We start from the raw sequence: 24,785 nt of genomic DNA, 5'->3' as shown, positions 1-24,785 counted from the left end.
TACTGACAACAACATGTTAAATCCAGCCAGAGGGCTTTTCAGTGGCAAGTGCAAACAAACTCACGTTATTTATCGTGATCTTCATGCTGGCAGGCATCCTGTCAGGCGCGGTGATTCACTCTTACGCGTCACAGGAGGCGATCGCCGCCTGGTCCGATAACATCACGCTCCTCACCGATATTTTCTTACGGCTCATTAAAATGGTGATTGCCCCGCTGGTCTTCAGCACGCTGACCGTGGGCATCATGCGTCTGGGCGAAACCGCCACTATCGGCCGCGTTGGCGGTAAAGCGATGGTCTGGTTTATCAGTTCTTCCGTGTTGTCCATTCTGGTGGGGCTGTTTATCGTGACGATTGAGCATCCGGGCAGCGGTCTGAATCTGGCAATTCCGGCAGAATCGGTCGACACCGGGCTTGCGGTGGGCGGTATGAGCTTAAAAGGATTCCTGTCGCACACCATTCCGACCAGCATTGCCGGGGCGATGGCCAATAATGAAATTTTGCAGATCGTCGTGTTTTCCATGTTCTTCGGTATTGGCGGCGCGTCGCTTGGCGAGAAATTCAACGCGCCGCTGGTCGCCGCCCTGGATGTGGTTTCACATATTATGCTGAAGGTAACCGGCTACGTGATGTACGTTGCGCCGCTGGCCATTTTTGCCGCGATCTCCTCGGTGATCGCCACCCAGGGGCTGGGGATTCTGCTTAACTACGCGTCGTTTATCGGCGGCTACTATGTGGCGATTCTGCTGACCTGCCTGGTGCTGTTGGCCGTGGGCTATATGGTGCTGAAAAAAGAGGTGTTCCGTTTAGTCAGCATGTTGAAAGATCCGGTGCTGGTCGCCTTTACTACCAGCAGCTCTGAAGCCGCTTACCCGAAAACGCTGGAACAACTGACGAAGTTTGGCTGCTCACGCAACATCGTGTCGTTTGTGCTGCCTATTGGTTACTCTTTTAACCTCGTCGGCTCAATGGTGTACTGCTCTTTCGCGTCGATGTTTATCGCGCAGGCTTATAATATTCATCTCTCTTTTGCGGAAATTACGGTGCTGATGCTGACGCTGATGCTGGCGTCAAAAGGAATTGCAGGCGTGCCGCGTTCTGCGCTGGTGGTGCTGGCCGCCACGATTCCGAGCTTCAATATTCCGGTGGCGGGCATTTTGTTGCTGATGGGGATTGACCATTTTCTTGATATGGGACGTTCCGCCATTAACGTGTTAGGAAACGGGATTGCCACCGCGATGCTGGCGCAGAATGAAGGTTTGCTGGAAGAGGACGCGGAAGAACGCGTTCCGCAGCAGTTAGTGGGGTAATGTATTTGCCGGATGGCGCTCGCTTATCCGGCCTACACATGACTCATCGCCGTATGTAGGCCGGATAAGGTGTTTACACCGCCATCCGGCACAGGCAGTCAACGGTTATGCAACGTGGGAAGCGGCGATATCAAGCAGCGCCATCTCATCGCTGTTCAGCAGTTTCTCAATGTTCACCAGGATCAACATACGTTCGCCAAGCGCGCCCAGACCGGTCAGATATTCCGTAGACAGGGTAACGGCAAACTCCGGCGCCGGGCGAATTTGCTCCGCCGTCAGCGACAGCACGTCAGACACGCCGTCCACCACAATCCCTACCACGCGTTGTCCCAGATTCAACACGATGACCACCGTGTTATCGTTATACTCAACGTCGCCCTGGCAGAACTTCACGCGCAGATCGACAATCGGCACAATCACGCCGCGCAGGTTCGTCACCCCTTTAATAAAAGAAGGCGTGTTGGCGATGCGCGTGACCTGATCGTAGCCACGGATCTCCTGCACTTTCAGGATGTCGATACCGTACTCTTCATCTCCCAGTGTAAATACCAGGAATTCCTGACCTGACGGCTCGCCGGCCAGTTTGGTTACATTACTCATACCGGTCATATAATTACCTTTCTCACTCAATCAGGCGGCTGTGATCGCCATACGTTGTTCACGGTTTAAACCCTGCAATGCGGAGACATCAACGATCAGCGCCACGCTGCCGTCGCCCAGAATCGTCGCCGCAGAAATGCCAGGCACCTTGCGATAGTTGCTTTCCAGGTTTTTCACTACCACCTGGTGCTGTCCAATAAGCTGATCAACCAGCAGTGCGTAACGGCGACCGCCGCTTTGCAGGATCACCACAATGCCCTGCGTGGCTTCAGTTTTGGCACCAACGACATCAAAGACCTTCCACAGTTCCACCAGCGGCAGATACTCGCCGCGCACTTCCAGTACGCGCTCGCCTCCGGCCAGCGGGTGCAGATCGTCTTCACGCGGTTGCAGCGATTCCATTACCGCATTCAGCGGCAGAATGAACACTTCGCCCGCCACGCGGACGGACATCCCGTCCAGAATAGCCAGCGTCAGCGGCAGCAGAATGCGAATGGTGGTGCCCGTCCCCTGCTTCGACTGGATTTCAACGTGGCCGCCCATCTCCTGGATGTTACGTTTCACCACGTCCATGCCCACGCCGCGACCGGAAACATCCGTCACCTGCTCGGCGGTGGAGAAGCCCGGTGCAAAAATCAACATGCCCACTTCTTCATCGGTCATGTTTTCGTTGACCGCCATCCCCTGAGAGACAGCTTTCGCCAGAATGCGCTCGCGGTTCAGCCCCGCACCGTCATCGGTCACTTCAATGCAGATATTGCCGCCCTGGTGTTCAGCGGAGAGGATCAGATTACCGATCGCATTCTTCCCGGCTTCAAGGCGTGTTTCCGGCATCTCGATACCGTGATCGAGGCTATTGCGCACCAGGTGGGTTAATGGGTCGATAATGCGTTCAATCAGACTTTTATCCAGTTCCGTCGAGCTGCCGACGAGGGTCAGTTCAACCTGTTTGCCCAGTTTCCCCGCCAGGTCGCGCACCAGACGCGGGAAGCGGCTGAAGACGTACTCCATCGGCATCATACGAATCGACATCACCGACTCTTGCAGATCGCGGGCGTTACGTTGTAACTGACCCATGCTGGTGATGAGATCGCCATGATTAACCGGGTCCAGTTCATTAGAACGCTGGGCCAGCATTGACTGAGTAATCACCAGTTCGCCGACCAGGTTGATCAACTGGTCTACTTTCTCAACCGCCACGCGAATACTGGTTGACTCTCGCTCACGGGCCGGCTTTTCACGCTCGGCGCGCCCGGACTGCGGTTCGCTGGCGGCGGCTTTGGCAACAGGTACCACTGCGGTCGGTTGCGGCGTAGTTGCCACGGCAACAGGCTCTTCGACCTGCGCGACCGGGGCTGAGGAGACCGTCTCAAAGGCTATCTGATCGGCTTCAATCACAAAGCAGAGCACCGCAATGATGTCATCTTCCGCAATCGTGCCGTCGAGGGTCGCGGACAGCGAATCCTCGCCTTTCACCACATCCGTTAAGGTGGCCAGGTTGCCCAACTCTTCTTCAAGCAGATCGACTTCATTGGCTTTCAGGCGCGAAAGAACCACGCGCAGTTTGCTCTCTTCCGCGCTGTTTTCCTGTGCGACTGCCTCTTCCTGTATCGCCGTACCGTCGACGACGCTCAGTTTGGCAGCGTTAACCACCGCCGGAGCGGTTTCCCCTTTCGCCTCGAGCGCTAACTGACGTAACGCGTTGCAGATATATTCGAAGCTTGCGGCATCCGGCTCTTCCGAGCTTTTATAGGCGTCGAGCTGTTCCTGCATAATATCTTTCGTTTCCAAAAACAGGTTGATAATGTCGGTATTGAGCTGCATCTCACCGCGCCGGGCTTCATCCAGCAGGTTTTCCATCAAGTGGGTTGTTTCCTGCAAAACGGTAAAGCCGAAAGTACCTGCGCCGCCTTTAATGGAGTGCGCCGCACGAAAAATGGCATTCAGTTGCTCAGAGTCCGGGGCTTCAGGCGCCAAATCAAGCAGGTGCTGCTCCATGTCAGCCAACAGCTCGTCAGCTTCATCAAAAAATGTCTGATAAAAATCGCTAATATCCATGCTCACGCTATCACCTCGGATTGGCTGGTGGCGATGTGGGAACGCTTACCGGCGGGAGTGCCGCTGGCTGTTGTAAGACACTTACCGGCTCATTCTGGCTTTCAGCGTTTTCATGCAAAATGGCCTCTTCTGCCTGCTTGTTCAACACCAGCAGACTTATACGGCGGTTGATGGCGTCATCAGGACCGCGATCGCTCAGACGCATCGTGGCGGCCATGCCTACCACCCGTAATACTTTTCCATCATCCAGACCGCCAACCACCAGTTCGCGACGCGAAGCATTGGCGCGGTCGGCCGACAATTCCCAGTTGCTGTATCCCCGTTCGCCGCTGGCGTACGGGAAATCATCCGTATGACCGGAAAGGCTGATGCGGTTAGGAATACCGTTCAACACCGGCGCAATACCACGCAGAATGTCACGCATGTAAGGTTCAACCTCCGCGCTGCCCGTCTTAAACATCGGGCGATTCTGGCTGTCGATAATCTGAATGCGCAGCCCTTCCTGAACCAGGTCAATCTTCAGGTGCGGCCGCAATGCGCGCAGTTTGGGATCGGACTCAATCAGCTGATCCAGGTCGCCGCGCAATTTGCTCAGACGGCTCTGCTCCATACGCTTTTTCAGTTCATCAATATTGGGTTGCTTGTTCACTTCACCCTGCTGCTGGGTGTAGTCCTCGCCGCCGCCGGGGATCGGACTTTCACTGTTCGCGATGCGATGTCCGCCCGTTATCGCTGTTGCCAGTGGCGTACGGAAATATTCGGCAATTTGAATCAATTCTTTAGGACTGGAGATAGAAATCAGCCACATGACGAGGAAAAAAGCCATCATCGCCGTCATAAAGTCGGCATAAGCAATTTTCCAGGAGCCATGCGCCCCGCCGTGACCCTTATGTTTCCGCCGTTTTACGACGATAATTGGATGGGGCTGATTCTTCATGCTTCCTCGGTCGTCGTCTGCTGCTGGTTCGGGTTTCTCACTGCGCGTACGTGCTCTTCCAGTTCAATGAACGAAGGACGTTCGCTGGAATACAATGTTTTACGACCAAATTCGACGGCGATCGGCGGCGCATAACCGTTCAGGTTAGAAAGCAGTGTGATTTTTACGCACTGCATCATTTTGGTGGTTTCAGCGCTCTTTTGACGCAGCACGCTGGCGAGTGGCGAGATAAACCCATAGGCCAATAAAATCCCGAGGAATGTCCCCACCATCGCATGGGCGATCAGCGCCCCCAGTTCAGCCGCCGGACGATCGGCGGAAGCCAGCGCATGGACAACCCCCATGACCGCCGCAACGATACCAAATGCCGGTAATGAATCGCCCATCAGCGCCAGGCTGTTGGCAGGAACTTCCGCCTCGCTTTCGTGGGTTTCAATTTCCTCATCCATCAGCGCCTCAATTTCAAAGGTATTCATGTTGCCGCTGATGATCAGGCGCAGATAATCGACGATAAAATCAAGCATGACCGCGTCGGCCAGAATACGCGGATAGCTGGCAAAAATTTCACTCTCTTTCGGGTTTTCAATGTCACGTTCCAGCGAGAACATCCCCTGCTGACGCGATTTGGCCATCAGGCGATAGAGCAACGCCAGCAAATCCATGTACATCGCTTTTGTGTATTTCGAACGACGAAACAGTAACGGGAGCGCCTTTAACGTCCCTTTGATCGCTTTGCCGTTGTTACCGACAATGAATGCCCCGATCCCCGCACCACCGATGATGACGAATTCAGCCGGTTGATAGAGTGCTCCAAGGTGTCCGCCGGTCATCATGTAACCACCGAAAACTGTACCGAGAACTACCAGGTAACCTAATAAGATAAGCACGACATCATCCTTCCGCTGTTGACTAAAACAGGATGTACAGTCGGGCGAATAACACGTCGGCAAGGCAAAAAAAAAGCAGCGGTAATTAATCACTTACCGCTGCTGGAGTGTTTGTCCACACCGTATCGGTTAAACAGCCTGTTCGATCTGTTCATCCAGCAGTTGTGGAATAATATCGGCAGCATTTTGGGAAAGTTTACGTCTTTTTACTGCGCGGGACGGCGGCTGGCACAAACTACAGGCAAAACTCCCCGCAGGCTGATGCGCATGGGTAATAAAATTCCCGCCACAGCAATTACAGGTCGATAATTCAAGCAGCCCGCTTTCCACGAAACGCACCAGCGTCCATGCGCGTGTTAACGCCAACAATGGCCCGTCTTCCGCCTGCGGGCACTGTTCCAGATACAGACGGTACGCTTTAATGACCGCATCCACGCCGCTGCACAGACCGGTTTTGAGTAAGAACTGCCAGGCGTTGCAAAACATGGAGGCATGAATATTTTGCTCCCATGTCATAAACCAGTCCGTTGAAAAAGGAAGCATACCTTTTGGCGGAGGACTGCCGCGTAACTCTTTGTATAATTTGATGAGGCGACCACGACTTAACTGCGTTTCGCTTTCCAGCATTTGCAAACGGGCGCCCAAAGAGATCAATTCCATCGCTAACTGGATATCGCGAGCTTCCTGAACAATGCTTTTTTCACTCATCATCAAGCCCTTTTCTTACGCGCCGCATCATCGGCCTGATTCACATCGTGTAACAGGCGTGTTGAAAGCATGATACCGGTATGAATTTGCTGAAGATCGTCAACGCGAGAATCCTGGGTCAGCTGGGTAACTGTCTGGTGGTTGTCAAAACGGAAATGACATACCAACTGGTTTGTTTCGGCCAGTTTAACCATTTGTGGAAGAGTCAGAGTACCCAACGTGTTCGCCATCTCTTCACTGATACCAAGGCGGAACATCGCGGATGCTTTGTCCTGAACGATCAGACGCTGTGCAAGGAGTAAATATGACAGATTGATGTCATAAATGTGTTTCAGCAACTCGGATGTATGCATTGTTCCCATCCAGAATAACCAACTTTATTTTTATGCGGTGTAACCGCACCCCGTGATGTCGCCGGGAATCCCCGGTAAAAAAAGCAAAAAGGTCAAATGCATAGCCACGCCCAGGCACCGATGCATACAGTAAAACCCCCCTTAATGGGGTGTCAGGTTTTTACACGTTTACATGATTTATTACAAAATGCCTAAGATTTTTCCTAATTCGACGCAACTCTACTCGTCAGCACGAACACATACAACGGAGCCGGGCTGCGAATTTGAGAAATATGTGATCCAGATCACATAAATCATCCAAATACTTAACATAAATCCATCAGTTGAACTTTTATTTTGATTATTTTTTAGCCTTTCGTTCAGTTTTTCTATTCCAGATACACGAATATGTGCGTAAATAATCACTCATGCGTTATGTTTAGCACCGTTAAAATAACATCTGAAAATATCCCCCTTCCTGAATATTCCTGTCGGGGACGTAAAATAATTTAATCGTTTCTAAACAACCACTTAAATATTAAGCAGGGTTAACCAATAGACGGTATCTATGATGCATAACAAGTTAATTTTTGTTACATCGTAATTAACATTTTGTTTTCATAATTGGTCGATTTAAGTTAAAGCGCGTAATAACGTTTACAATGTGCGTTATGCCACTATTCCATTTATAAGAATAATTAATGAATTATTATGATAACCTTCACACTATCGTCACAGGAAAACATTGCAGAATTCGACTAAACAGAGTAAAGCTGAAGAAGAAACCTCATATTCTTGCAATAAGGAGCGAGTTATGAGCTATACGCATATTCTTGTCGCCGTCGCCGTTACCCCCGAAAGTCAGCAGCTGTTAGCGAAAGCTGTCTCCATTGCTCGTCCCGTCAATGCCCGCATTAGCCTGATTACCCTCGCCTCTGATCCCGAGCTGTATAATCAATTCGCCGCCCCCATGCTGGAAGATTTGCGGGAGGTGATGCATGAAGAGACGCAGGATTTTCTCGACAAACTGAGTGCGAAGGCAGACTACCCGATTGAACAAACATTCATTACTTACGGGGAGTTAAGCGCGCATATTCTGGATGTGTGTCGTAAGCAGCAGGTGGATTTGGTCATTTGCGGGAATCATAATCACAGCTTCTTTTCGCGAGCGTCCTGCTCAGCGAAAAGTGTCGTTAGCGCCAGTGAAGTTGATGTATTGCTGGTCCCGCTTGCCGGTGATTAGCGGGCGTCAGGCAAGCTTTGGGAAGGTGGCGACCTTATTGCGATGCAGCGTTTCAGCGCTACGTGGCGCGACATCCTTTAGGTCGCGAATAAACCGTTGCTGCCAGTGATTAATATCATTTTTAATAATCGTCTCAAGCATTTCCGCGTGGCGTGAAATGCGTTCGGCAAGCGGCATGGTCAACGCGCGGTGGAGCGCCACGGCCACATCGTCCCGATCATAAGGGTTAACAATGAGCGCGGACGTCAACTCATTTGCCGCACCGGCAAACTGCGACAAAACGAGAACGCCGGGATTTGCCGGGTCCTGCGCGGCGACAAACTCTTTCGCGACCAGATTCATGCCATCCCGCAGCGGGGTCACTAACCCGACATCCGAGTAGCGGAACACCTTCATCAGCAACTTGCGATCAAAGTGCTGGTTAAGATAGTAGAGCGGCGTCCAGCCAAGCTGTCCATATTTACCGTTGATACGCCCTGCTTCCGTCTCCAGTTGGTGACGGATATCCTGATAAGCCTGCACTTCACCGCGCGAGGTCGGCGCTATCTGCGTGTAGCGAATTTTCCCGTGGTGCTGGGGGTATTTCTCCAGCAGCGCTTCATACGCCTGGAAACGCTCCGGTAATCCTTTGGAGTAATCCAGACGCTCAACGGAAAAAATGTTTTGCACATTTTTCAGCTCCGCTTTTAGCTGCGCCAGTTTCGGCGGTAACGGCCCGGAAGCCTGTTGTGCGATCTCGTCAGGTTCAATGCCAATAGGATAGACCTCAGTGCGGAAGGATTTCCCCCATGCCGAATGGCTCTTACTGCCGCGCGTGGTTACTCTGGTCTGGCTTGACAGACTGTCCAGAAACGCCAGGCGGTCGTTTTCCGTCTGGAATCCCAGTAAGTCAAAATCACACAGTTGTTCCAGTAGCGTATCGTGCGGCGGCAAGGCATTGAAAATTTCCGGCGTCGGGAAAGGGATATGCAAGAAAAAGCCGATGCGATTATTCACGCCCCGCTTGCGCAATTCACTGGCAAACGGCAATAAATGATAGTCATGAACCCAGATAATATCGTCATCTTTCAGTAAGGGCAGCAGCTTATCCGCCAGCAGCGCATTCACCCGTGAATACCCTTCCCACGCGGGGCGCTGGAACTGCACCAGATCGAGTCGATAATGGAAGGCAGGCCATAAGACCGCATTCGAAAACTGGCAATAATATTCCTCGTAGTCCTGCTCGCTCAGATTAAAAGACGCCCAGGTCATATTGCCTCGTGTGACCTTTTTTAACGGCTTATCCTCGTTGCCCGTCTCGCCACTCCAGCCGAACCACAATCCGCCCGCCGCTTTCAACGCGCCCAGTACGCCAACTGCCAGGCCACCCGCGCCGCCTTTATTATCCGGGGGAGCAATTCGATTAGATACTACGACTAAACGACCCATAGCCATCTCTCCTGTCATTCATTAATTTTTTTTCTTGTTGTGGATTGTTAATTTCTTCCAGCCAGCGCCAGACCTCAGGAACGCCTGCCAGACGTCCTGTTGCCCGGGTCGCCCCGGCACCCACTTTGACTGAAATCCCTCCCAAATTATTGACGACGTCAAAGCCCGCCTCATCCGTCAAGTCATCGCCCACAAAGACAGGGATACGCCCTGCAAATGGCGCTTCTTGCATAAACGCGGCAATGGCCTCCCCTTTGTTCGCGCCTTTCGGTTTAATTTCCACCACGCATTTACCCGGCTGAAGCGCAAGCTGCGGCCATTTCTGCGTAATGTGCTGCGCCAGCGCCAGCAACGTCGCCTCATGCTGCGGCGCCTGCCGGTAATGCAGCGCAAAGGCCATGCCCTTCGCTTCCAGTTCCGCCCCTGGAAGATTTCCCAGCGCGGCGTGCAGCCGCGCGCTGACATCGCGTGCTATCGCCTGCGGAAGGCGCACGATATGGGTATTACCATTGATGTCACGGCGTTCCGCCCCATGCACCCCGGCGAGGGGAAAGCAAAAGGGGGCTGAGAGCGCATCAAGCTCAGCCATTGAGCGCCCTGAAATCAATGCCAGCGCCCCTGCGTTATGCGTCGAGAGGCGGTGTAACAGCTGGAGAATATTGTGCGGCACCACCACCTGATCCGGGTGTGGTTTAATCTCCGCCAGCGTCCCATCAAGATCGAAAAAATAAGCATAGTTTGCGGACAGTTCGGGGGATACGGTTAACGGTTCTGCCACCCTGTTCTCCTCCTTAATCATCGTTTTTGAGGCGCACGGATCGGCCCCATTAGCCATGTAAGTATAGACAGTGTGACGCTGCTCGCCATTTAGAAAGACAATAGCCAGCCGGGGTAGCGGCTGGCTATCGGGAGGAGCTAAACTGAATAGTTACGGTTTATTTCATTAAACGGTGCGCTTCGCCTTTTGTTTGTAACGGTCGAAGATTACCGCTGCCAGCAGGATTAAGCCGCGCACGACGTACTGTGCAAAGGGGGAAATGTTCAGCAGGTTCATGGCGTTTTCCACCGTCCCCAGGATCAACACCCCCGCGACCACATATGAGATTTTTCCGATGCCGCCCTTGAGGGAGACACCGCCTAATACGCAGGCTGAAATCACAATCAGTTCATAACCAATGGAGGTCATTGGCTGGCCGCTGGTCATGCGCGACGCCAGGATAATCCCCGCCGCCGCCGACACCAGCCCGGAGAGAACGAAGATAATGATCTTCGTGCGTACTACCGGCACCCCGGCCAGACGCGCCGCTTCTTCATTCCCGCCAATCGCCAGCGTATTGCGGCCAAACGTGGTTTTATTCAGCAATAAACCAAAGATAACCAGGCACCCTACCGTTAACCAGATCGGCGCAGGCAGCCCAAACCAGTTGGCATACCCGAGGGTGAAGAAGCGCTCATCTTCAATCCCTACCGCTTTACCGTCAGAGATGATATAGGCCAGACCACGGACAATCTGCATCGTGGCGAGCGTGGTAATCAGGGCGTTGATCTTTAAACGCGCGATAACAAAACCGTTCACCAGTCCACAGAGTATGCCCAGCAGCAGCCCGGCCGCCACGCCAATCCACAGGCTTTCGGTCATATTGATGACCACGGCGGTGGTGACGCCGGCACAGGCAATCACCGAGGCGACGGAGAGGTCAAAATCGCCGGACGCCAGACAAAACAGCATCCCGCACGCCACCATACCCGACATCGAAATCGCCAGCCCCAGCCCCTTCATGTTGATGAATGTGGCAAAGTTAGGCACAAAGATCGCACACGCCAGGAACAGGACGGCGAACACCACCAGCATGCCGTATTGATCCCAGATACGCCCGAAGCTAAACGGCGACTTAGGTGCGCCAGAACCGGATGTAGTTACAGAAGACATCTTACTCTCCTTTACTCAGGCGACAGCCTGGCTGACTTTAGGCATAGCAAGGCTCAGGGCCTGCCGTTCATCCGCCTGTTCATGAAGTAATTCACCGGCGATCTCACCTTCACGCATCACCACAATACGGTCGGCAACACCAAGAACTTCCGGCAGATCGCTGGAGGCAAACAGCACGGCCACACCGCGCGCCGCCAGCGCGTAAATAACGTTGTAGATCTCGTGTTTTGCGCCGACATCGATACCGCGCGTCGGCTCATCAAGCAAAATGACCTTCATCTCTTCCGATAACCAGCGTCCCAGAATCGCCTTCTGTTGATTCCCCCCGGAGAGATTCATAATGAGTTGCTCAGCACCTGGCGTTTTTATATTGAGGGAGCGAATATGGTGTTCGGCATTGCTCTCTTCCCAACCGTTATTGATCAGGCACCCGCCCAGCACATGCTTACGCCGGGCGCTGATGTTGATATTGTCGCGAACCGAATGCACAGGAATGATCCCCTCCGCTTTGCGATCTTCCGGGCACAGCATCATGCCTGCCGCAATCGCGTGCGCCGGTTTGCGGATATCAATGGGCTGCTCATCAATGAACACCTGTCCTTCGGTGATGCGCGTTCCGCCGAACAGCCCTTTCATTAATTCACTGCGCCCGGCGCCAACCAGACCAAACAGGCCGACAATTTCGCCGCTGCGTACGGATAAGCTGACAGGCGCGCGAACGCCCGGCGCTTTCACCTCTTGCAGCCGCAGCCGCTCTGCGCCACAGGCGCGAGGCTGCCAGCCGTAGATATCGCCGAGATCGCGCCCAACCATCGCCTGAACCAGCGCGTCATGGTTAACCTGCTGCATATCGGTAAACGTTTTAACGTAGCGGCCATCTTTAAACACGGTAATGGCATCGCTCAGTGCAAAGATCTCTTCCATACGGTGCGACACATACAGAATGACGCGCCCTTCTTTGCGCAGTTCGCGAATTACCCGGAACAGGTTCTCGATCTCCCTGGCGGAGAGCGAGCTGGTCGGTTCATCGAAAGCGATAATTTTGGCGTTACGCGCTAACGCTTTCGCAATCTCCACCATTTGCCACTGGCCAATCGAGAGGTATTTCAGCGGGGTATCCGGGGAGATATCCATCCCCAGATGTTGTAACTGAAGGCCGGCTTCGTAGTTGAGCAGCGTCCGGTTAACAATCCCCCCCTTATGCGGGAGCTGGCCGAGATAGATATTCTCCGCAACGGTCATTTCCGGCACGAGGTGCAGTTCCTGGTAAATAATGGCGACACCGGCATTCAGTGCAGCCGTGGTGTCGGCAAAGGTCATCTCTTGCCCACGGATCGCCAGCGATCCCGTGGTTGGCGCATAGTTGCCGCTGAGAATTTTTAAGAGTGTGGACTTCCCGGCGCCATTTTCGCCCATCAGCGCATGCACCTGACCGGCATAACAGTCAAAACTGATATCCGTCAGCGCCTTAACGCCAGGGAACGTTTTCCCGATGCCGCGAAATGAGAGATATGGGGTGGGCTGTTGCATAACGTCTCCGTGAGTCAGGATTTTGCCGGATGACGGCGTTGCCTTATCCGGCCTACTGAATACGCAATTCGCAGGCCGGATAAGCCGTTTTCGCGTCGCCATCCGGCATTTGTGTTACTTGCCGCCTAAACCTTTTTTCGCCAGTTCTTCTTTGAAGTTGTCACGGGTGATCAGCACCACGTCGGTCACTTCAGTGAATTTTGGCGGTTCCGCATCTTTGGTTACCCAGTTGTAGAGCATTTCACTGGATTTATAGCCGTGTACGTCCGGGCTGGGCAGCAACGAGCCGTAGAATCCTGTCGCCTGCGCTTTTGACAGTTCGCTGATCGCATCCACACCGTTAATGCCGATGCCGATAACGTCCGCCGCCTTAAAGCCCTGACCTTCGGTGGCGCGCACGCCGCCCAGCACGGTGTTGTCATTCATGCCGACAATCAGCCAGTGTTTCACTTCAGGGTGTTGAACCAGCATAGAGTTAGCGGCATCGAATGCGCCGGGAATATCATTGGATTTCGTTGGAACCTGATAGATCTGTTTTTCCGGGAAGCCCGCAGCTTTCAGCGCTTCCATCGAGCCGGACGTGCGGCGACGCGCGGTATCCAGTTCATTAGCGGTAATCGCCATCACCGCCGTTTCCTTCACATCCCAGCCGCGGTTTTGCATCTCCTTATACAGCTCCTGCCCCTGGCGCTCGCCAATTTTCGTGGCCGCCATCATCACCAGCGGTACGGTGTCCATTGGCTTACCTTTCGCGTTGACGAACTGATCATCCACAGCGATTACCTTCATGTCATACCCACGCGCTTTTGCAACGATCGCTGAACCCAGTTTCGGGTCCGGGGTACAAATAACGAAGCCTTTTGCCCCACTCGCCGCCAGGCTGTCGATGGCGTTCAGGGTTTTCTCACCGTCCGGCACCGCAATTTTAATGACCTCAAAACCCAGATCTTTCCCGGCTTTATCGGCAAATTTCCATTCTGTCTGGAACCAGGGTTCCTCCGGTTGTTTCACCAGAAAACCGAGCTTCATGGTTTCCGCGATAGCGGATTGTGACATAACGGCAGCCAGACCGATGGCTGCCAGCGCTTTAGTAAATTTGTGCATGGTTAACTCCAGCTTTAGCGTTCTTTTATGTAGGGTAAAATCGAACGATTTTTTGTAATTTAGCCGTAAAACAAGGTATTACCTTAAAAGCCAAGGATTGATACCCGTGCTGGTGTTAGTTGTAGCGGGAAATTGATTCTCCATAGGAGAGCGGCATCACACCGCAGAATTACAGTAATTGCGTACATAAATTCAGCGGAAAATGACATAAAAAAAGAAGGTTTTGTCAGACAAATAAAAAAGGGGTAGCAGATTAGTCCATAACATCAGCCAGCAAATCCTTGTCCCCGAATGCAGGCGCATCCGGGGAAATATGCTTTACCAGGCATAGTAAATATGATCGGCATGATCGCGAACAGAAGCGTCATCCCCTGACAGACGAGCAGCCAGCATCAGCGCAAAATCAAAAATATGCCCTAACCCTTTGCCGCTCAAGAGATTGCCATCTTCCACGACCGGCGCATCAACATATTCACCGTCAGTCACATTTTCCCATAGGTCGCCAGAGCAAACGTAACGGCGCCCTTTCAGCAGACCATTGCCCCCCAGCACCCGCGCTGCGGCGGAGCAGACCGGACAGATCAATTTACCCGCAGCGTCATGGCGGGAAACGAAGTCGATCACCTGCGCGCTGGCGGCCAGATTAGCGCTCCCCTGCGGGCCGCCGGGCAAGACGATGGCGTCATACAACGTGTCCAGACGCCCGGCGAGGGTGTTGTCCGCAACCATTGGAATATCGTGATAACTCACTACCGCGCGAGATTCCGCGCAGGCCAGCGTTTCAACATCAATATTCAGGCGACGCAGAATATCAATAGTGACCACGGCTTCTGCTTCTTCGAATCCTGGCGCCAGCAGGACAGCGACCTTTTTCATTTACGACTCCTCGCTTTACTCGTGTTAATCACACCGAAATGACAAATTGTTCATTCGGTTATATTTAAAAAATGGGCAAAAATGATCTGACGCAAAAAACGTTGTCGATAATTTTGGCCAGAACTGTTTCGCCCGCTAATTATTCGATCCTAACACGCCGGTGTATTTTCTTTTGTGATATGAAACATCATTTCAAAAATAAATATCAAATTAAAATCACGTAAAATCAATCATATATATCAACACTCGTTATATTCTTACATTCGCCGTCAGCGATATACCTTCAGCAAACTGTAAAAAAATATAAACATTGGGATTTAAGGATTTTCTTATAGCCGTACTGGCGCTATGCTTATTTTCGATCGGCAACGGAATCAGCTTTTTGATCACATAAAGGACCGGCAGAACGGATTTATTCTGCTAACAGTATTCATTGCGCATACATGAGTAACGCGCATCACCCTTTCTGGAAATAAGGATATTGATATGGCGACAGCTGGAATGGTTCATAAGCTCAACACCCAAATGAACCTTGAGTTTTACGCATCTAACCTCTACCTCCACCTGAGCGACTGGTGTTTTGACCACAGTCTGACCGGTACGGCGACTTTTCTTCGTACCCAGGCGCAGGGAAACGTGACCCAGATGATGCGCATGTTCAATTTTATGAAGAACGCAGGCGCCAACCCCATCGTGAGAGCCATTGATGTTCCCGGCGAAGAGTTAACCTGTCTTGAAGAGTTATTTCAAAAAACGCTGGATGAGTATCAGCAACGCGCCAGCACGCTCTCACGCTTAACCGACGAAGCCAAAGCAATGAATGACGCGCCAACGCTCAACTTTCTCCACGACCTGGAAAAAGATCAGCAGCAGGATGGCGTTCTGTTACAGACGATTCTCGATGAAGTTCGCAGCGCAAAACGCGCGGGATTGTGTATGGTGCAAACGGACAAACACTTACTCAACGTCGTCAACTATCAACACCACTAACCGCCATATTGCCACGACGTTACGCCTCCCGTACCGGGAGGCTGTTACGCAGTCGCTTTACTTTAGTGCGCTTCGTCCTGCGGCGTGAATTTCAGCTCAATCAACGCAATCGCCTTTTGAATGGCCCGCATAGTAACCGGGTCCGCAGCGGCAGGGTGGCTGGTAAAATCGATGTTTTTCAACTGGCTGGACATCTTCTCCCGAACTTCAACCGGGGCAATAACGTCAATAACATCCAGAATCTGTTTGATAACTAACTGGCAGGCAACAACGTCAGAGACCAGTTCCTGATCGGCGTTCAGTGGTTGGGACATAGTAAGCTCCTTATAGAAAGGCCGCCATAGTACCCATTCAGGAGAAGAAACGGTAGCAAAGCAAACGCGGTAAGCCGGATAAACGCCGCGTTATCCGGCTGGCATGACACATTAACCGAGAATGTCGCGAACGAACGCTTCGATCTCTTTATCCTGGCAATTGTCAAAGAAACACTGCTGGAAACGTGGGCCGGAGACCGCCGTTTTCACCAGTTCAGGATCGATGGCGCGCAGCGTATCCAGATAGTTTTCTTTCACCACCGCCGCTTTCACCTGGTTCAGAATGCCCGCGTTACGTACCTGCGGTTCTTTACGTTCTGGTGGATACCCTTCCCCGTTACGGCCGGTGAATGCTTTTTCAAAGATGAAACGCACATTCAACTCCGCACCCCAGCCAAAGCCTTTTGCGAATGGCAGAGAAAGCGCATTACCGTTGTTAATCTGCGCAAACAGGAACGCATCCGCCGGGTCGATGCAGTAGCCGCACACCACGCCCGGATGAATATTCAGCGACATCAGCGCGCCCTGCCCGGTGCCGCAACCCGTCACAACAAAATCCACCGCTTTGGCGTTAAGCAGAATGCTGGCCATAATACCAAGGTGGATATAAGTCAGATGATGGTCGTTTTCATCGCTCATTCCGACGTTGAAAACAGGGAATCCCTTTTCATCCGCTACCGCTTTAAGCTCGCGATGAATGATGGCATTTTTACCTGCCTGGCTGTTTTCCATCATCAGTGCAATTTTCATTCTGTCTTCTCCTGAATGCGTCGCGGGAAATCCCGCCGTGAGTCGTTGACGTATACGTCACATTACTATCTCGCAAACATACTTTCAAATTTAGTGAAAAATGGTTTTAAAAAATTAAGATGTGCTCACACTTTTCCCGTATCGCACAAAGAGCCGGTGTCGTTGGGATTAATCATGGGCAATTCTTAAGCTATTCAGGCCATTGAATGTCTACTGTTCAAGATAGGATGTGCTGTCACCGGATTCTCAGAGCGATATTATGAAAACCTTTATCCTTGGCCTCTCACTCATAGCCCTGACGGGATGTACCCTCACCAAGCAAGCGCAGGTCAGTGAAACCAACCCGACAAGCGGGATTGTCCGCCTCAGTTATAACCAGGCGATGATGCAAACGGCGCGCGCGGATGACTATGTTGCGCACGGTACGGCGACACGCGAATGTCAGCAGATGGGATACGCCAACGCCATCGCATTCGGTCAGCCAGTGTCAACCTGTAGCGTTTATGCCGGTTCGCTGTGCATGAACACCAGAATCACGCTGTCTTATCAGTGTCAGGGCGTAGCCATCCAGCCAATATCCGCTGGCGGGTATTAATATCTTTAGCCAGCATGACGCTGCTGGCTTTAATTATTCTCATTGTATATTTTTATATTTAATAGCGTTAATGCGTTTTATTCCCATTCGCATTTTTAATAATTAAATTTATTATTTTACCTTTTGCAAATAATTAAATAACAAATTATAGTGACGCCACATCAACGTATAATGATTCTTTGTGGAGCGGAACCATGCTGAAAACAGAAATGATCGACAAACTGAATGAGCAAATGAACCTTGAATTATATTCTTCTCTGCTCTACCAACAGATGAGCGCATGGTGCAGCTACCATAGCTTTGAAGGGGCGGCAGCGTTCCTGCGTCGTCACGCGCAGGAAGAGATGACGCATATGCAGCGCCTGTTCGATTATCTGACCGATACCGGTAGCTTACCGTGCATCAATACGATCTCTTCGCCTGCTGCCGAATATGCTTCACTGGATGAACTGTTCCGCGCCACCTACGAACACGAACAATTAATTACGCAGAAAATTAATGAACTGGCGCATGCCGCGATGACCAACCAGGATTATCCGACATTCAACTTCCTGCAATGGTATGTCGCTGAACAGCATGAAGAAGAGAAGTTATTTAAATCTATTATTGATAAATTAACGCTGGCAGGGAAAAGCGGTGAAGGTCTGTACTTCATCGATAAAGAACTGTCTACGCTTGATACCCAAAACTAAAATTAAACGGTGAGTCCCCCTCACCGTTTAGGCTCAATGACGGCAGATCTTGCTTTCGTGCGTAGAGAAGCGGTCATCCTTCGCAATAAACTTACCCTTCGCCGCCAGAAACGCCACCAGCTCCGCCGCCGTCATATCAGCAGCCGAACAGGTATGAAAACGCGCCTGTTCACCAAAACGCGCCGTAATCGCCGCTTCCAGGCTGGCATTCGAATACTGCTCGCCTGACTCAATCATCATATTCAGCACTTCGTGGCCGTGAATAGAATCCATACATCCTCCTCAATAAAGCCTGTAGCCTACCGGGAGCCGGTGAATACCGCTTTGCGCTAACGCAGGTTTACATGCACAGCCGATGCAATCGTGGTGGCGCATGCCTTCATGCCAATTTTCGTAAACAATGGTATACACATGTTGTAACGGTCATTTGACGAAAATAATGTTATGCCTTACCCTGCGCCGCAGATATAACCGTTGATTATCTCTGGGACAGAGGAAAGCGTGAAAAATAGAACTCTGGGTAGTGTTTTTATCGTGGCGGGCACCACTATCGGCGCCGGTATGCTGGCGATGCCGTTGGCCGCCGCTGGCGTTGGTTTCAGCGTCACACTGGCGTTATTGATTGGGTTATGGGCATTGATGTGCTACACCGCGCTGTTGCTCCTGGAAGTATATCAACACGTTCCGGCAGATACCGGGTTAGGAACGTTGGCAAAACGCTACCTCGGACGTTATGGGCAATGGATCACCGGCTTTAGCATGATGTTTCTGATGTATGCGCTCACAGCGGCCTATATCAGCGGGGCTGGCGAACTGCTGGCCTCAAGCATCAGCGACTGGACGGGTGCCGATATGTCTCCGGCGATGGGCGTTTTGCTGTTCACCGTGGTTGCCGGTGGCGTCGTGTGCGTCGGAACCTCGCTGGTCGATCTGTTCAACCGCTTTCTCTTCAGCGCCAAAATTATTTTCCTGATCGCCATGCTGGCGCTGCTGATGCCGCATATTCATAAAGTGAATCTGCTTACGCTGCCGCTGCAACAGGGTCTGGCGTTATCAGCAATTCCGGTCATTTTTACGTCGTTCGGTTTTCACGGCAGCGTACCCAGCATCGTCAGCTATATGAACGGTAATATTCGCAAACTGCGATGGGTGTTTATCACCGGTAGCGCAATCCCGCTGGTGGCATACATTTTCTGGCAGCTTGCCACGCTCGGCAGTATCAACTCCTCTACCTTTATGGGCTTGCTGGCCGATCATGCCGGGTTAAATGGCCTGTTGCAGGCCTTGCGTGAGGTGGTTGCCTCGCCGCACGTTGAACTGGCGGTGCATCTGTTTGCCGACCTGGCGCTGGCGACATCGTTTTTGGGTGTGGCGCTGGGATTGTTTGATTATCTGGCAGACCTGTTCCAGCGACGTAACACCGTTGCCGGGCGTCTGCAAACCGGCGCGATTACCTTCCTGCCGCCACTGGCGTTCGCACTCTTTTACCCACGCGGCTTTGTGATGGCGCTGGGGTACGCTGGCGTCGCGCTGGCGGTGCTGGCGTTGCTGATCCCTTCCCTGCTCGCGTGGCAAAGCAGGAAGCATAATCCGCAGGCAACGTATCGCGTCGCGGGCGGCGTTCCGGCATTAGCCCTCGTCTTTACCTGTGGGATAGTGGTGATCGGCGTACAGTTCTGTATCGCCGCCGGGCTACTGCCTGAAGTGGGATAAAACAAAAGGGGCCTAAGCCCCTTTTTTGTGTTTAGTGCAGACAGCACTGTTTATATTTTTTACCGCTGCCGCAGGGGCAAGGATCGTTGCGCCCTACCTTTACTTCCGCTCTTACCGGCACCTGCACCGGCGTTTCCTGCGGGTGCGCCATCCAGTACGCGTGTAAATCCAGGGCCGCCAGACGAATCGCGTTAACGCTCTCCTCAAACGCTTCTGGTGACATTTTTTCAACCACGGCGAAGTTCTCTTCCGTACCGTGCAGCGCAATGGCTTTCAGCGCGGGTTGTAGCGTATCCGGTAAGGTGGACCAGTCAGAGAGCGCGACCCCGCGCATATAGCCAAAGCACCACTCTTCCACGATGGTCAGCTCATGACCTTCGACTTCACGCAGACCGAACAGCGGTTCAAACTGTTCCGGGAACTCATTAAGCCTGTCTGCCGTATCCGCCATATGCTGAAACGCCAGTTCCATAAAACGCGTCATCTCCTTTTCAGAGGACCAGCGCGGAACATACTGCGCCCCACCCCATACCGCGACCAGCCATTGCTCTGGCTCAATCTCATAAGGCGAACTGAGTACAGCCGTCAGTAAACCATCCAACTCTGACACATCCAGAATCGCGTGATCGGTATTGTACTTTGTCAGTACATCATCCAGCCATTCCAGCTCGCTTTCGTTTAACGGTCCTGTTTTCATAACGCTTTTCCTCAGTGAAATACTCTCGCCCGCGATTATCTTACATGGCTGGCGAAGTAAGGGATACTTATTGGGGAAGGAATGGCAGACAAGATCATCAGCGAACAGATGACAGACACAAAAAAACCACCCGGAGGTGGTTTTACGACACTGCTTATTGCTTTGATTATTCTTGTCTTTCCCATGGTACCCGGAGTGGGACTTGAACCCACACAGCGCGAACGCCGAGGGATTTTAAATCCCTTGTGTCTACCGATTCCACCATCCGGGCTCGGGAAGAAAGTGGAGGCGCGTTCCGGAGTCGAACCGGACTAGACGGATTTGCAATCCGCTACATAACCGCTTTGCTAACGCGCCATATTCTTCAGGCTTTTCAGCCAGACACCCGCTATTGCCGATGTCTTTAAACTGGAGCGGGAAACGAGACTCGAACTCGCGACCCCGACCTTGGCAAGGTCGTGCTCTACCAACTGAGCTATTCCCGCATCATCAAGTAACTTTGTTAATCACTTGATTTTGTTATCGTCTGGCAACCTGCGCCGCCGTTCGATGCGTTGCATTCTACTTACCTGACGCAACGAGTCAACGATATTTTTCGCCACCCACGATCGTTTGCTGAAATTTGCGGCGAAACGATCACTGATCAAGCAAATCCCCGCGTGCAGCGCTCAAATACTGGAACATAGACCACAGCGTCAGCACGGCAGCAACGAAGAAAAGCGCGATCCCGGCATATTCCACCCAAATGTTTGGACGCCACAGCAGCCACGCCAGCGCCGCCATTTGCGAGGTGGTTTTCACTTTGCCGATCCAGGAGACCGCCACGCTGCTGCGTTTGCCCAGCTCGGCCATCCATTCACGCAGCGCGGAAATAATAATTTCACGCGCAATCATGGTCGCGGCAGGCAGCGTCACCCACCAGCTGTGATAATGCTCCGTCACCAGCACCATGGCGATCGCCACCAGCACCTTATCCGCCACCGGATCAAGGAACGCGCCAAAACGCGTACTCTGGTTCCAGCGACGCGCCAGAAAACCGTCGAACCAGTCGGTCACGGCGGCGATACAGAAGATTAGCGCGGTAACGAAGGGAGCCCATGTAAATGGCAGATAAAACACCAATACAAAGAATGGGATCAGAATGACGCGAAACAGCGTGAGCAACGTAGGGATATTAAATTGCATAGTGACGGGTAACTATCTGTTGTCAGAGAAATTACCCCTATGTTGCTACAGAGACCTCAATGTTTCAACGAGTAGAAGATCTTTTCTGCCAGACCTTGCGAAATACCCGGCACTTTTGCAATTTCCTCAACACTCGCGTTACGTAGTCCTTGCAAACCGCCCATATATTTCAACAGCATTTGTCGACGTTTTGGCCCGACGCCTTCGATAGTTTCCAGCGTGCTGGTGTTTTTCACCTTCGCCCGTTTTTTGCGGTGCCCGCTGATGGCGTGATCGTGCGATTCATCGCGGATATGCTGAATAACGTGCAGCGCAGGCGAATCCGGCGGCAGGCTAAAGCCCTCCCCTTCGGGTTCAAAGAACAACGTCTCCAGACCGGCTTTACGATCGGCGCCTTTAGCAACGCCCAACAATAAAGGATGATTTTTATCCCACGGCACATCCAGTTCAGCAAAAACGGTCTTCGCCTGACCAAGCTGGCCTTTACCGCCATCAATCAGAATAACGTCAGGAATCTTACTTTCTTCAATCGCCTTGCCATAGCGTCGGCGCAGAACCTGATTCATCGCCGCATAATCATCGCCCGGCGTAATTCCGGTAATGTTGTAGCGACGATACTCCGCACGTAGCGGCCCGTTAGCGTCAAAAACCACGCAGGAGGCCACCGTCTGTTCTCCCATCGTGTGGCTGATGTCAAAACACTCCATCCGCTTCACCGCAGGCAGCTTCAGCACGCTTGCCAGCGCGGTCAGACGCTGTGTGATCGTCGATTGCTGCGACAGTTTGCTGATCAGCGCCGTCGCGGCATTGGTTCGCGCCAGCTTCAGGTAACGAGCGCGATCGCCGCGCGGTTTGGTCTGCACATTAATGCGCCGCCCGGCCAGTTCGGACAAGGAGTCCGCCAGCAGCGTTTTATCGCTCAGGTTGAAATCCAGCAGGATCTCTCCTGGCAGCGTGCGCATCTGGCTGCCTTGCAGATAGAACTGGCCGACGAACGTTTCCACCACTTCACCCAGTTCCGTCCCGTTCGGCACTTTCGGGAAATAGCTACGGCTGCCCAGCACCTTGCCCTGGCGGATAAAAAGCACATGCACGCAGGCCATACCCGCATCGAACGCCACGCCGATAACGTCCAGATCGTCGCCGGTATTGGAGACAAACTGTTTCTCAGTAACGCGGCGCACAGCCTGAATTTGGTCGCGTATGCGCGCGGCCTCTTCAAATTCCAGATTCTGGCTGGCTTTTTCCATTCGGGCGATCAATTGGGTCAGAACCTGATCGTCTTTCCCGGATAAAAACAGCCGAACGTACTCCACCTGCTGCGCATACTCATCTTCACTCACCAGTCCTTCTACGCACGGCCCGAGGCAGCGGCCAATCTGATATTGCAGACAAGGACGCGAGCGGTTGCGGTAGACGCTGTTTTCGCACTGACGAATGGGAAAGACTTTTTGCAGCAGGGCCAGGGTTTCACGCACGGCATACCCGTTCGGGAACGGGCCAAAGTATTCACCTTTGGCATGTTTCGCCCCGCGATGCATTGCCAGGCGTGGATGGGTGTCACCGCTGAGAAAGATGAAAGGATAGGATTTATCATCGCGCAATAACACGTTATAGCGCGGTTGATACAATTTGATGTAGTTGTGTTCGAGCAATAGCGCTTCGGTCTCGGTATGCGTCACCGTGACATCAATTTGCTGAATTTGCGCAACCAATGCTTCGGTTTTTCGCGAAGCAAGGTTGCTGCGGAAATAGCTGGAAAGCCGTTTTTTCAGGTCTTTCGCTTTACCGACATAAATAACCGTACCACCGGCATCATACATACGATAAACGCCGGGTTGGCTGGTCACGGTTTTTAAAAATGCTTTCGCATCAAACAGAACACTCACTAGCTTGTTAACGTCTCCGCATTACACAGGCCGTGGCGAATTGCCAGGTGAGTCAACTCAACATCACCATGAATGTTTAGTTTACTGAACATTCTGTAGCGATAGCTGTTCACCGTTTTAGGACTGAGATTCAGTTGTTCCGAGATCTCATTAACCTTCTGGCCCCTGGTGATCATCAGCATAATCTGCAACTCGCGTTCAGACAAACTGGCAAAAGGCGTTTCTGTTTTCTCAGGCTCAATCTGGCTCAGCGCCATCTGTTGAGCGATATCTGAAGCAATATAACGCTGCCCGGAAAAAACCGAACGAATCGCGCTGACCACTTCCTGAGGCGCAGCGCCTTTACTCAGATACCCTGCGGCTCCGGCCTGCATGACTTTCGCCGGTAACGGGTTTTCCGTATGGATCGTCAGCATGATCACTTTAATATCAGCGCTTGAGCGGGCAATTTTGCGCGTCGCCTCAAGACCGCCGATTCCGGGCATGTTCATGTCCATCAGCACAACGTCGACGGCGTTCGCGCGGCACCACTTTACGGCGTCCTCGCCACAACAGGCTTCACCGACAACCTTTATGCCCTTTATATCTTCCAGAATGCGTCGTATCCCTGCGCGCACCAGTTCGTGGTCATCAACAAGAAGAACGTTGATCAAAGGAATATCTCCAGAATAGGGATAACGCTACTGATAGTTAATCGACCCTATATTAGCGGGTTTTATCTCAACTTTGAAACGTAAAAAACGTGGGGCATTCGATTTTGCTCTCGTTTTTGGAAATTAGATTGTACGCTTCGTGGAAACTCCCACAGCTAACGGCCTTTTTTTACCCTCTATTTCTGCATAATAGTTTCAGAATAGTGACAAAAAATTCACTCACTTCCGTCGAAATGCTAAATAGGCAAGCAAGTTTGTAACAATAATTAACGCGTGAAATACGCGAGGTAAACAAAAAAATGAGGAAAATATATGCCTCGCAAGGCATTGTTTATTTTAATGACGCTGGTTTGATTTGCGATCA

General features: G+C 52.1%; 25 protein-coding genes and 3 tRNA genes. 6 read left to right on the top strand and 22 right to left on the bottom strand.

What is annotated here, in order from left to right:
- The first annotated feature begins 41 nt into the window (after positions 1–41).
- Positions 42–1,310, top strand: a complete 1,269-nt coding sequence (locus OGW17_RS06995; RefSeq protein ID WP_047463133.1) for a dicarboxylate/amino acid:cation symporter — start codon at positions 42–44, stop codon at positions 1,308–1,310.
- Positions 1,311–1,415: 105 nt separating this feature from the next.
- Here the strand turns inward: OGW17_RS06995 and cheW are convergent, their stop codons facing one another.
- From cheW to flhD, 6 genes are all read right to left on the bottom strand, one after another.
- Entirely contained in the window at positions 1,416–1,919 is a 504-nt protein-coding gene (gene cheW / locus OGW17_RS06990; protein ID WP_024130249.1) for a chemotaxis protein CheW, read from the bottom strand.
- A 21-nt stretch (positions 1,920–1,940) separates the two neighbouring features.
- Positions 1,941–3,974 carry a chemotaxis protein CheA gene (cheA, locus tag OGW17_RS06985; RefSeq protein WP_047463131.1) on the bottom strand — a complete coding sequence of 678 codons (2,034 nt, stop codon included), beginning with the start codon at positions 3,972–3,974 and terminating at the stop codon, positions 1,941–1,943.
- Between the two features lie 4 nt (positions 3,975–3,978).
- Positions 3,979–4,905: a flagellar motor protein MotB gene (gene motB / locus OGW17_RS06980; protein ID WP_012131957.1), complete on the bottom strand. Its 927-nt coding sequence runs from the start codon at positions 4,903–4,905 to the stop codon at positions 3,979–3,981.
- Positions 4,902–5,792: a flagellar motor stator protein MotA gene (gene motA, locus OGW17_RS06975; protein ID WP_024130247.1), complete on the bottom strand. Its 891-nt coding sequence runs from the start codon at positions 5,790–5,792 to the stop codon at positions 4,902–4,904. Before motA ends, motB begins: the two co-directional genes overlap by 4 nt.
- Before the next feature lie 129 nt (positions 5,793–5,921).
- Complete coding sequence (flhC, locus tag OGW17_RS06970) at positions 5,922–6,500, bottom strand: flagellar transcriptional regulator FlhC (protein WP_024130246.1); 579 nt, start codon at positions 6,498–6,500, stop codon at positions 5,922–5,924.
- 2 nt (positions 6,501–6,502) lie between these two features.
- A complete protein-coding gene (gene flhD, locus OGW17_RS06965) occupies positions 6,503–6,853 on the bottom strand; it encodes a flagellar transcriptional regulator FlhD (protein ID WP_024130245.1) in 351 nt (116 codons plus the stop codon).
- A gap of 793 nt (positions 6,854–7,646) precedes the next feature.
- On the opposite strand from flhD, the gene uspC reads away from it, so the two are divergent.
- Complete coding sequence (gene uspC, locus OGW17_RS06960; RefSeq protein WP_012131952.1) at positions 7,647–8,075, top strand: universal stress protein UspC; 429 nt, start codon at positions 7,647–7,649, stop codon at positions 8,073–8,075.
- A gap of 6 nt (positions 8,076–8,081) precedes the next feature.
- Here uspC and otsA read toward each other — a convergent pair whose 3' ends face one another.
- The 6 genes from otsA to OGW17_RS06930 all read right to left on the bottom strand — a co-directional run bounded on the left by otsA (position 8,082) and on the right by OGW17_RS06930 (position 14,943).
- Positions 8,082–9,503 (bottom strand): alpha,alpha-trehalose-phosphate synthase, encoded by a 1,422-nt coding sequence (otsA, locus tag OGW17_RS06955; RefSeq protein WP_024130244.1) that lies wholly within the window; start codon positions 9,501–9,503, stop codon positions 8,082–8,084.
- Positions 9,478–10,281 (bottom strand): trehalose-phosphatase, encoded by an 804-nt coding sequence (gene otsB, locus OGW17_RS06950; RefSeq protein WP_047464023.1) that lies wholly within the window; start codon positions 10,279–10,281, stop codon positions 9,478–9,480. Before otsB ends, otsA begins: the two co-directional genes overlap by 26 nt.
- Positions 10,282–10,446: 165 nt before the next feature.
- Positions 10,447–11,433: an arabinose ABC transporter permease AraH gene (gene araH, locus OGW17_RS06945; protein ID WP_024130242.1), complete on the bottom strand. Its 987-nt coding sequence runs from the start codon at positions 11,431–11,433 to the stop codon at positions 10,447–10,449.
- A 15-nt stretch (positions 11,434–11,448) separates the two neighbouring features.
- The gene (araG, locus tag OGW17_RS06940) at positions 11,449–12,963 is read right to left on the bottom strand and encodes an arabinose ABC transporter ATP-binding protein AraG (RefSeq protein WP_071258743.1); all 1,515 of its coding nucleotides are present in this window, start codon (positions 12,961–12,963) and stop codon (positions 11,449–11,451) included.
- A 114-nt stretch (positions 12,964–13,077) separates the two neighbouring features.
- Positions 13,078–14,067, bottom strand: coding sequence for an arabinose ABC transporter substrate-binding protein AraF (gene araF / locus OGW17_RS06935; RefSeq protein WP_012131947.1), 990 nt, complete (start codon positions 14,065–14,067; stop codon positions 13,078–13,080).
- 318 nt (positions 14,068–14,385) lie between these two features.
- Complete coding sequence (locus OGW17_RS06930) at positions 14,386–14,943, bottom strand: DJ-1/PfpI family protein (protein WP_012131946.1); 558 nt, start codon at positions 14,941–14,943, stop codon at positions 14,386–14,388.
- Positions 14,944–15,429: 486 nt separating this feature from the next.
- On the opposite strand from OGW17_RS06930, the gene OGW17_RS06925 reads away from it, so the two are divergent.
- Entirely contained in the window at positions 15,430–15,933 is a 504-nt protein-coding gene (locus tag OGW17_RS06925; RefSeq protein ID WP_012131943.1) for a non-heme ferritin-like protein, read from the top strand.
- Between the two features lie 62 nt (positions 15,934–15,995).
- Here OGW17_RS06925 and yecJ read toward each other — a convergent pair whose 3' ends face one another.
- On the bottom strand, positions 15,996–16,247 hold the full coding sequence (yecJ, locus tag OGW17_RS06920; protein ID WP_012131942.1) for a DUF2766 family protein YecJ: 252 nt from the start codon (positions 16,245–16,247) through the stop codon (positions 15,996–15,998).
- Positions 16,248–16,358: 111 nt separating this feature from the next.
- Entirely contained in the window at positions 16,359–16,997 is a 639-nt protein-coding gene (locus OGW17_RS06915; RefSeq protein WP_049010098.1) for an RpiB/LacA/LacB family sugar-phosphate isomerase, read from the bottom strand.
- A 259-nt stretch (positions 16,998–17,256) separates the two neighbouring features.
- Between OGW17_RS06915 and OGW17_RS06910 the strand changes: the two genes are divergently transcribed.
- Together OGW17_RS06910 and ftnA are read left to right on the top strand one after the other, a co-directional pair.
- Positions 17,257–17,592 carry a YecR-like family lipoprotein gene (locus OGW17_RS06910; RefSeq protein ID WP_047464021.1) on the top strand — a complete coding sequence of 112 codons (336 nt, stop codon included), beginning with the start codon at positions 17,257–17,259 and terminating at the stop codon, positions 17,590–17,592.
- 194 nt (positions 17,593–17,786) lie between these two features.
- Positions 17,787–18,284: a non-heme ferritin gene (gene ftnA / locus OGW17_RS06905; RefSeq protein ID WP_012131939.1), complete on the top strand. Its 498-nt coding sequence runs from the start codon at positions 17,787–17,789 to the stop codon at positions 18,282–18,284.
- A 33-nt stretch (positions 18,285–18,317) separates the two neighbouring features.
- Here the strand turns inward: ftnA and OGW17_RS06900 are convergent, their stop codons facing one another.
- The gene (locus OGW17_RS06900) at positions 18,318–18,557 is read right to left on the bottom strand and encodes a YecH family metal-binding protein (RefSeq protein WP_286452152.1); all 240 of its coding nucleotides are present in this window, start codon (positions 18,555–18,557) and stop codon (positions 18,318–18,320) included.
- Positions 18,558–18,785: 228 nt separating this feature from the next.
- Here OGW17_RS06900 and tyrP point away from each other — a divergent pair, with 228 nt between their 5' ends.
- Positions 18,786–19,997 carry a tyrosine transporter TyrP gene (tyrP, locus tag OGW17_RS06895; RefSeq protein WP_024130240.1) on the top strand — a complete coding sequence of 404 codons (1,212 nt, stop codon included), beginning with the start codon at positions 18,786–18,788 and terminating at the stop codon, positions 19,995–19,997.
- A gap of 31 nt (positions 19,998–20,028) precedes the next feature.
- Here the strand turns inward: tyrP and OGW17_RS06890 are convergent, their stop codons facing one another.
- From OGW17_RS06890 to uvrY, 7 genes are all read right to left on the bottom strand, one after another.
- Positions 20,029–20,694: a YecA/YgfB family protein gene (locus OGW17_RS06890; RefSeq protein ID WP_049009361.1), complete on the bottom strand. Its 666-nt coding sequence runs from the start codon at positions 20,692–20,694 to the stop codon at positions 20,029–20,031.
- A 184-nt stretch (positions 20,695–20,878) separates the two neighbouring features.
- A tRNA-Leu gene (locus OGW17_RS06885) sits at positions 20,879–20,965 on the bottom strand.
- Between the two features lie 12 nt (positions 20,966–20,977).
- Positions 20,978–21,051: transfer RNA gene (locus tag OGW17_RS06880), tRNA-Cys, on the bottom strand.
- Between the two features lie 52 nt (positions 21,052–21,103).
- Positions 21,104–21,179: transfer RNA gene (locus tag OGW17_RS06875), tRNA-Gly, on the bottom strand.
- A 151-nt stretch (positions 21,180–21,330) separates the two neighbouring features.
- Complete coding sequence (gene pgsA, locus OGW17_RS06870; RefSeq protein ID WP_012131934.1) at positions 21,331–21,879, bottom strand: CDP-diacylglycerol--glycerol-3-phosphate 3-phosphatidyltransferase; 549 nt, start codon at positions 21,877–21,879, stop codon at positions 21,331–21,333.
- 56 nt (positions 21,880–21,935) lie between these two features.
- Positions 21,936–23,768 (bottom strand): excinuclease ABC subunit UvrC, encoded by a 1,833-nt coding sequence (uvrC, locus tag OGW17_RS06865; RefSeq protein ID WP_049011661.1) that lies wholly within the window; start codon positions 23,766–23,768, stop codon positions 21,936–21,938.
- On the bottom strand, positions 23,768–24,421 hold the full coding sequence (uvrY, locus tag OGW17_RS06860; protein ID WP_012131932.1) for a UvrY/SirA/GacA family response regulator transcription factor: 654 nt from the start codon (positions 24,419–24,421) through the stop codon (positions 23,768–23,770). The genes uvrC and uvrY overlap by 1 nt, the downstream gene beginning before the upstream one ends.
- Positions 24,422–24,785: the final 364 nt, after the last annotated feature.

Origin of the sequence: Citrobacter sp. CK181 (genome assembly GCF_030333595.1) — a bacterium.
Taxonomy (GTDB): domain Bacteria; phylum Pseudomonadota; class Gammaproteobacteria; order Enterobacterales; family Enterobacteriaceae; genus Citrobacter_B; species Citrobacter_B koseri.
The sequence above is the reverse complement of the archived record's forward strand: the minus strand, read 5'-3'. Positions and strand labels throughout refer to the sequence as shown.

What these genes read in the sequence shown, in the direction of transcription:
- cheW (WP_024130249.1), bottom strand. Translation starts at nt 1,919, where the DNA reads ATGACCGGTATGAGTAATGTAACCAAACTGGCCGGCGAGCCGTCAGGT.
- motB (WP_012131957.1), bottom strand. Translation starts at nt 4,905, where the DNA reads ATGAAGAATCAGCCCCATCCAATTATCGTCGTAAAACGGCGGAAACAT.
- flhC (WP_024130246.1), bottom strand. Translation starts at nt 6,500, where the DNA reads ATGAGTGAAAAAAGCATTGTTCAGGAAGCTCGCGATATCCAGTTAGCG.
- flhD (WP_024130245.1), bottom strand. Translation starts at nt 6,853, where the DNA reads ATGCATACATCCGAGTTGCTGAAACACATTTATGACATCAATCTGTCA.
- uspC (WP_012131952.1), top strand. Translation starts at nt 7,647, where the DNA reads ATGAGCTATACGCATATTCTTGTCGCCGTCGCCGTTACCCCCGAAAGT.
- otsA (WP_024130244.1), bottom strand. Translation starts at nt 9,503, where the DNA reads ATGGGTCGTTTAGTCGTAGTATCTAATCGAATTGCTCCCCCGGATAAT.
- araH (WP_024130242.1), bottom strand. Translation starts at nt 11,433, where the DNA reads ATGTCTTCTGTAACTACATCCGGTTCTGGCGCACCTAAGTCGCCGTTT.
- araG (WP_071258743.1), bottom strand. Translation starts at nt 12,963, where the DNA reads ATGCAACAGCCCACCCCATATCTCTCATTTCGCGGCATCGGGAAAACG.
- araF (WP_012131947.1), bottom strand. Translation starts at nt 14,067, where the DNA reads ATGCACAAATTTACTAAAGCGCTGGCAGCCATCGGTCTGGCTGCCGTT.
- OGW17_RS06930 (WP_012131946.1), bottom strand. Translation starts at nt 14,943, where the DNA reads ATGAAAAAGGTCGCTGTCCTGCTGGCGCCAGGATTCGAAGAAGCAGAA.
- OGW17_RS06925 (WP_012131943.1), top strand. Translation starts at nt 15,430, where the DNA reads ATGGCGACAGCTGGAATGGTTCATAAGCTCAACACCCAAATGAACCTT.
- yecJ (WP_012131942.1), bottom strand. Translation starts at nt 16,247, where the DNA reads ATGTCCCAACCACTGAACGCCGATCAGGAACTGGTCTCTGACGTTGTT.
- OGW17_RS06915 (WP_049010098.1), bottom strand. Translation starts at nt 16,997, where the DNA reads ATGAAAATTGCACTGATGATGGAAAACAGCCAGGCAGGTAAAAATGCC.
- OGW17_RS06910 (WP_047464021.1), top strand. Translation starts at nt 17,257, where the DNA reads ATGAAAACCTTTATCCTTGGCCTCTCACTCATAGCCCTGACGGGATGT.
- ftnA (WP_012131939.1), top strand. Translation starts at nt 17,787, where the DNA reads ATGCTGAAAACAGAAATGATCGACAAACTGAATGAGCAAATGAACCTT.
- OGW17_RS06900 (WP_286452152.1), bottom strand. Translation starts at nt 18,557, where the DNA reads ATGGATTCTATTCACGGCCACGAAGTGCTGAATATGATGATTGAGTCA.
- OGW17_RS06890 (WP_049009361.1), bottom strand. Translation starts at nt 20,694, where the DNA reads ATGAAAACAGGACCGTTAAACGAAAGCGAGCTGGAATGGCTGGATGAT.
- pgsA (WP_012131934.1), bottom strand. Translation starts at nt 21,879, where the DNA reads ATGCAATTTAATATCCCTACGTTGCTCACGCTGTTTCGCGTCATTCTG.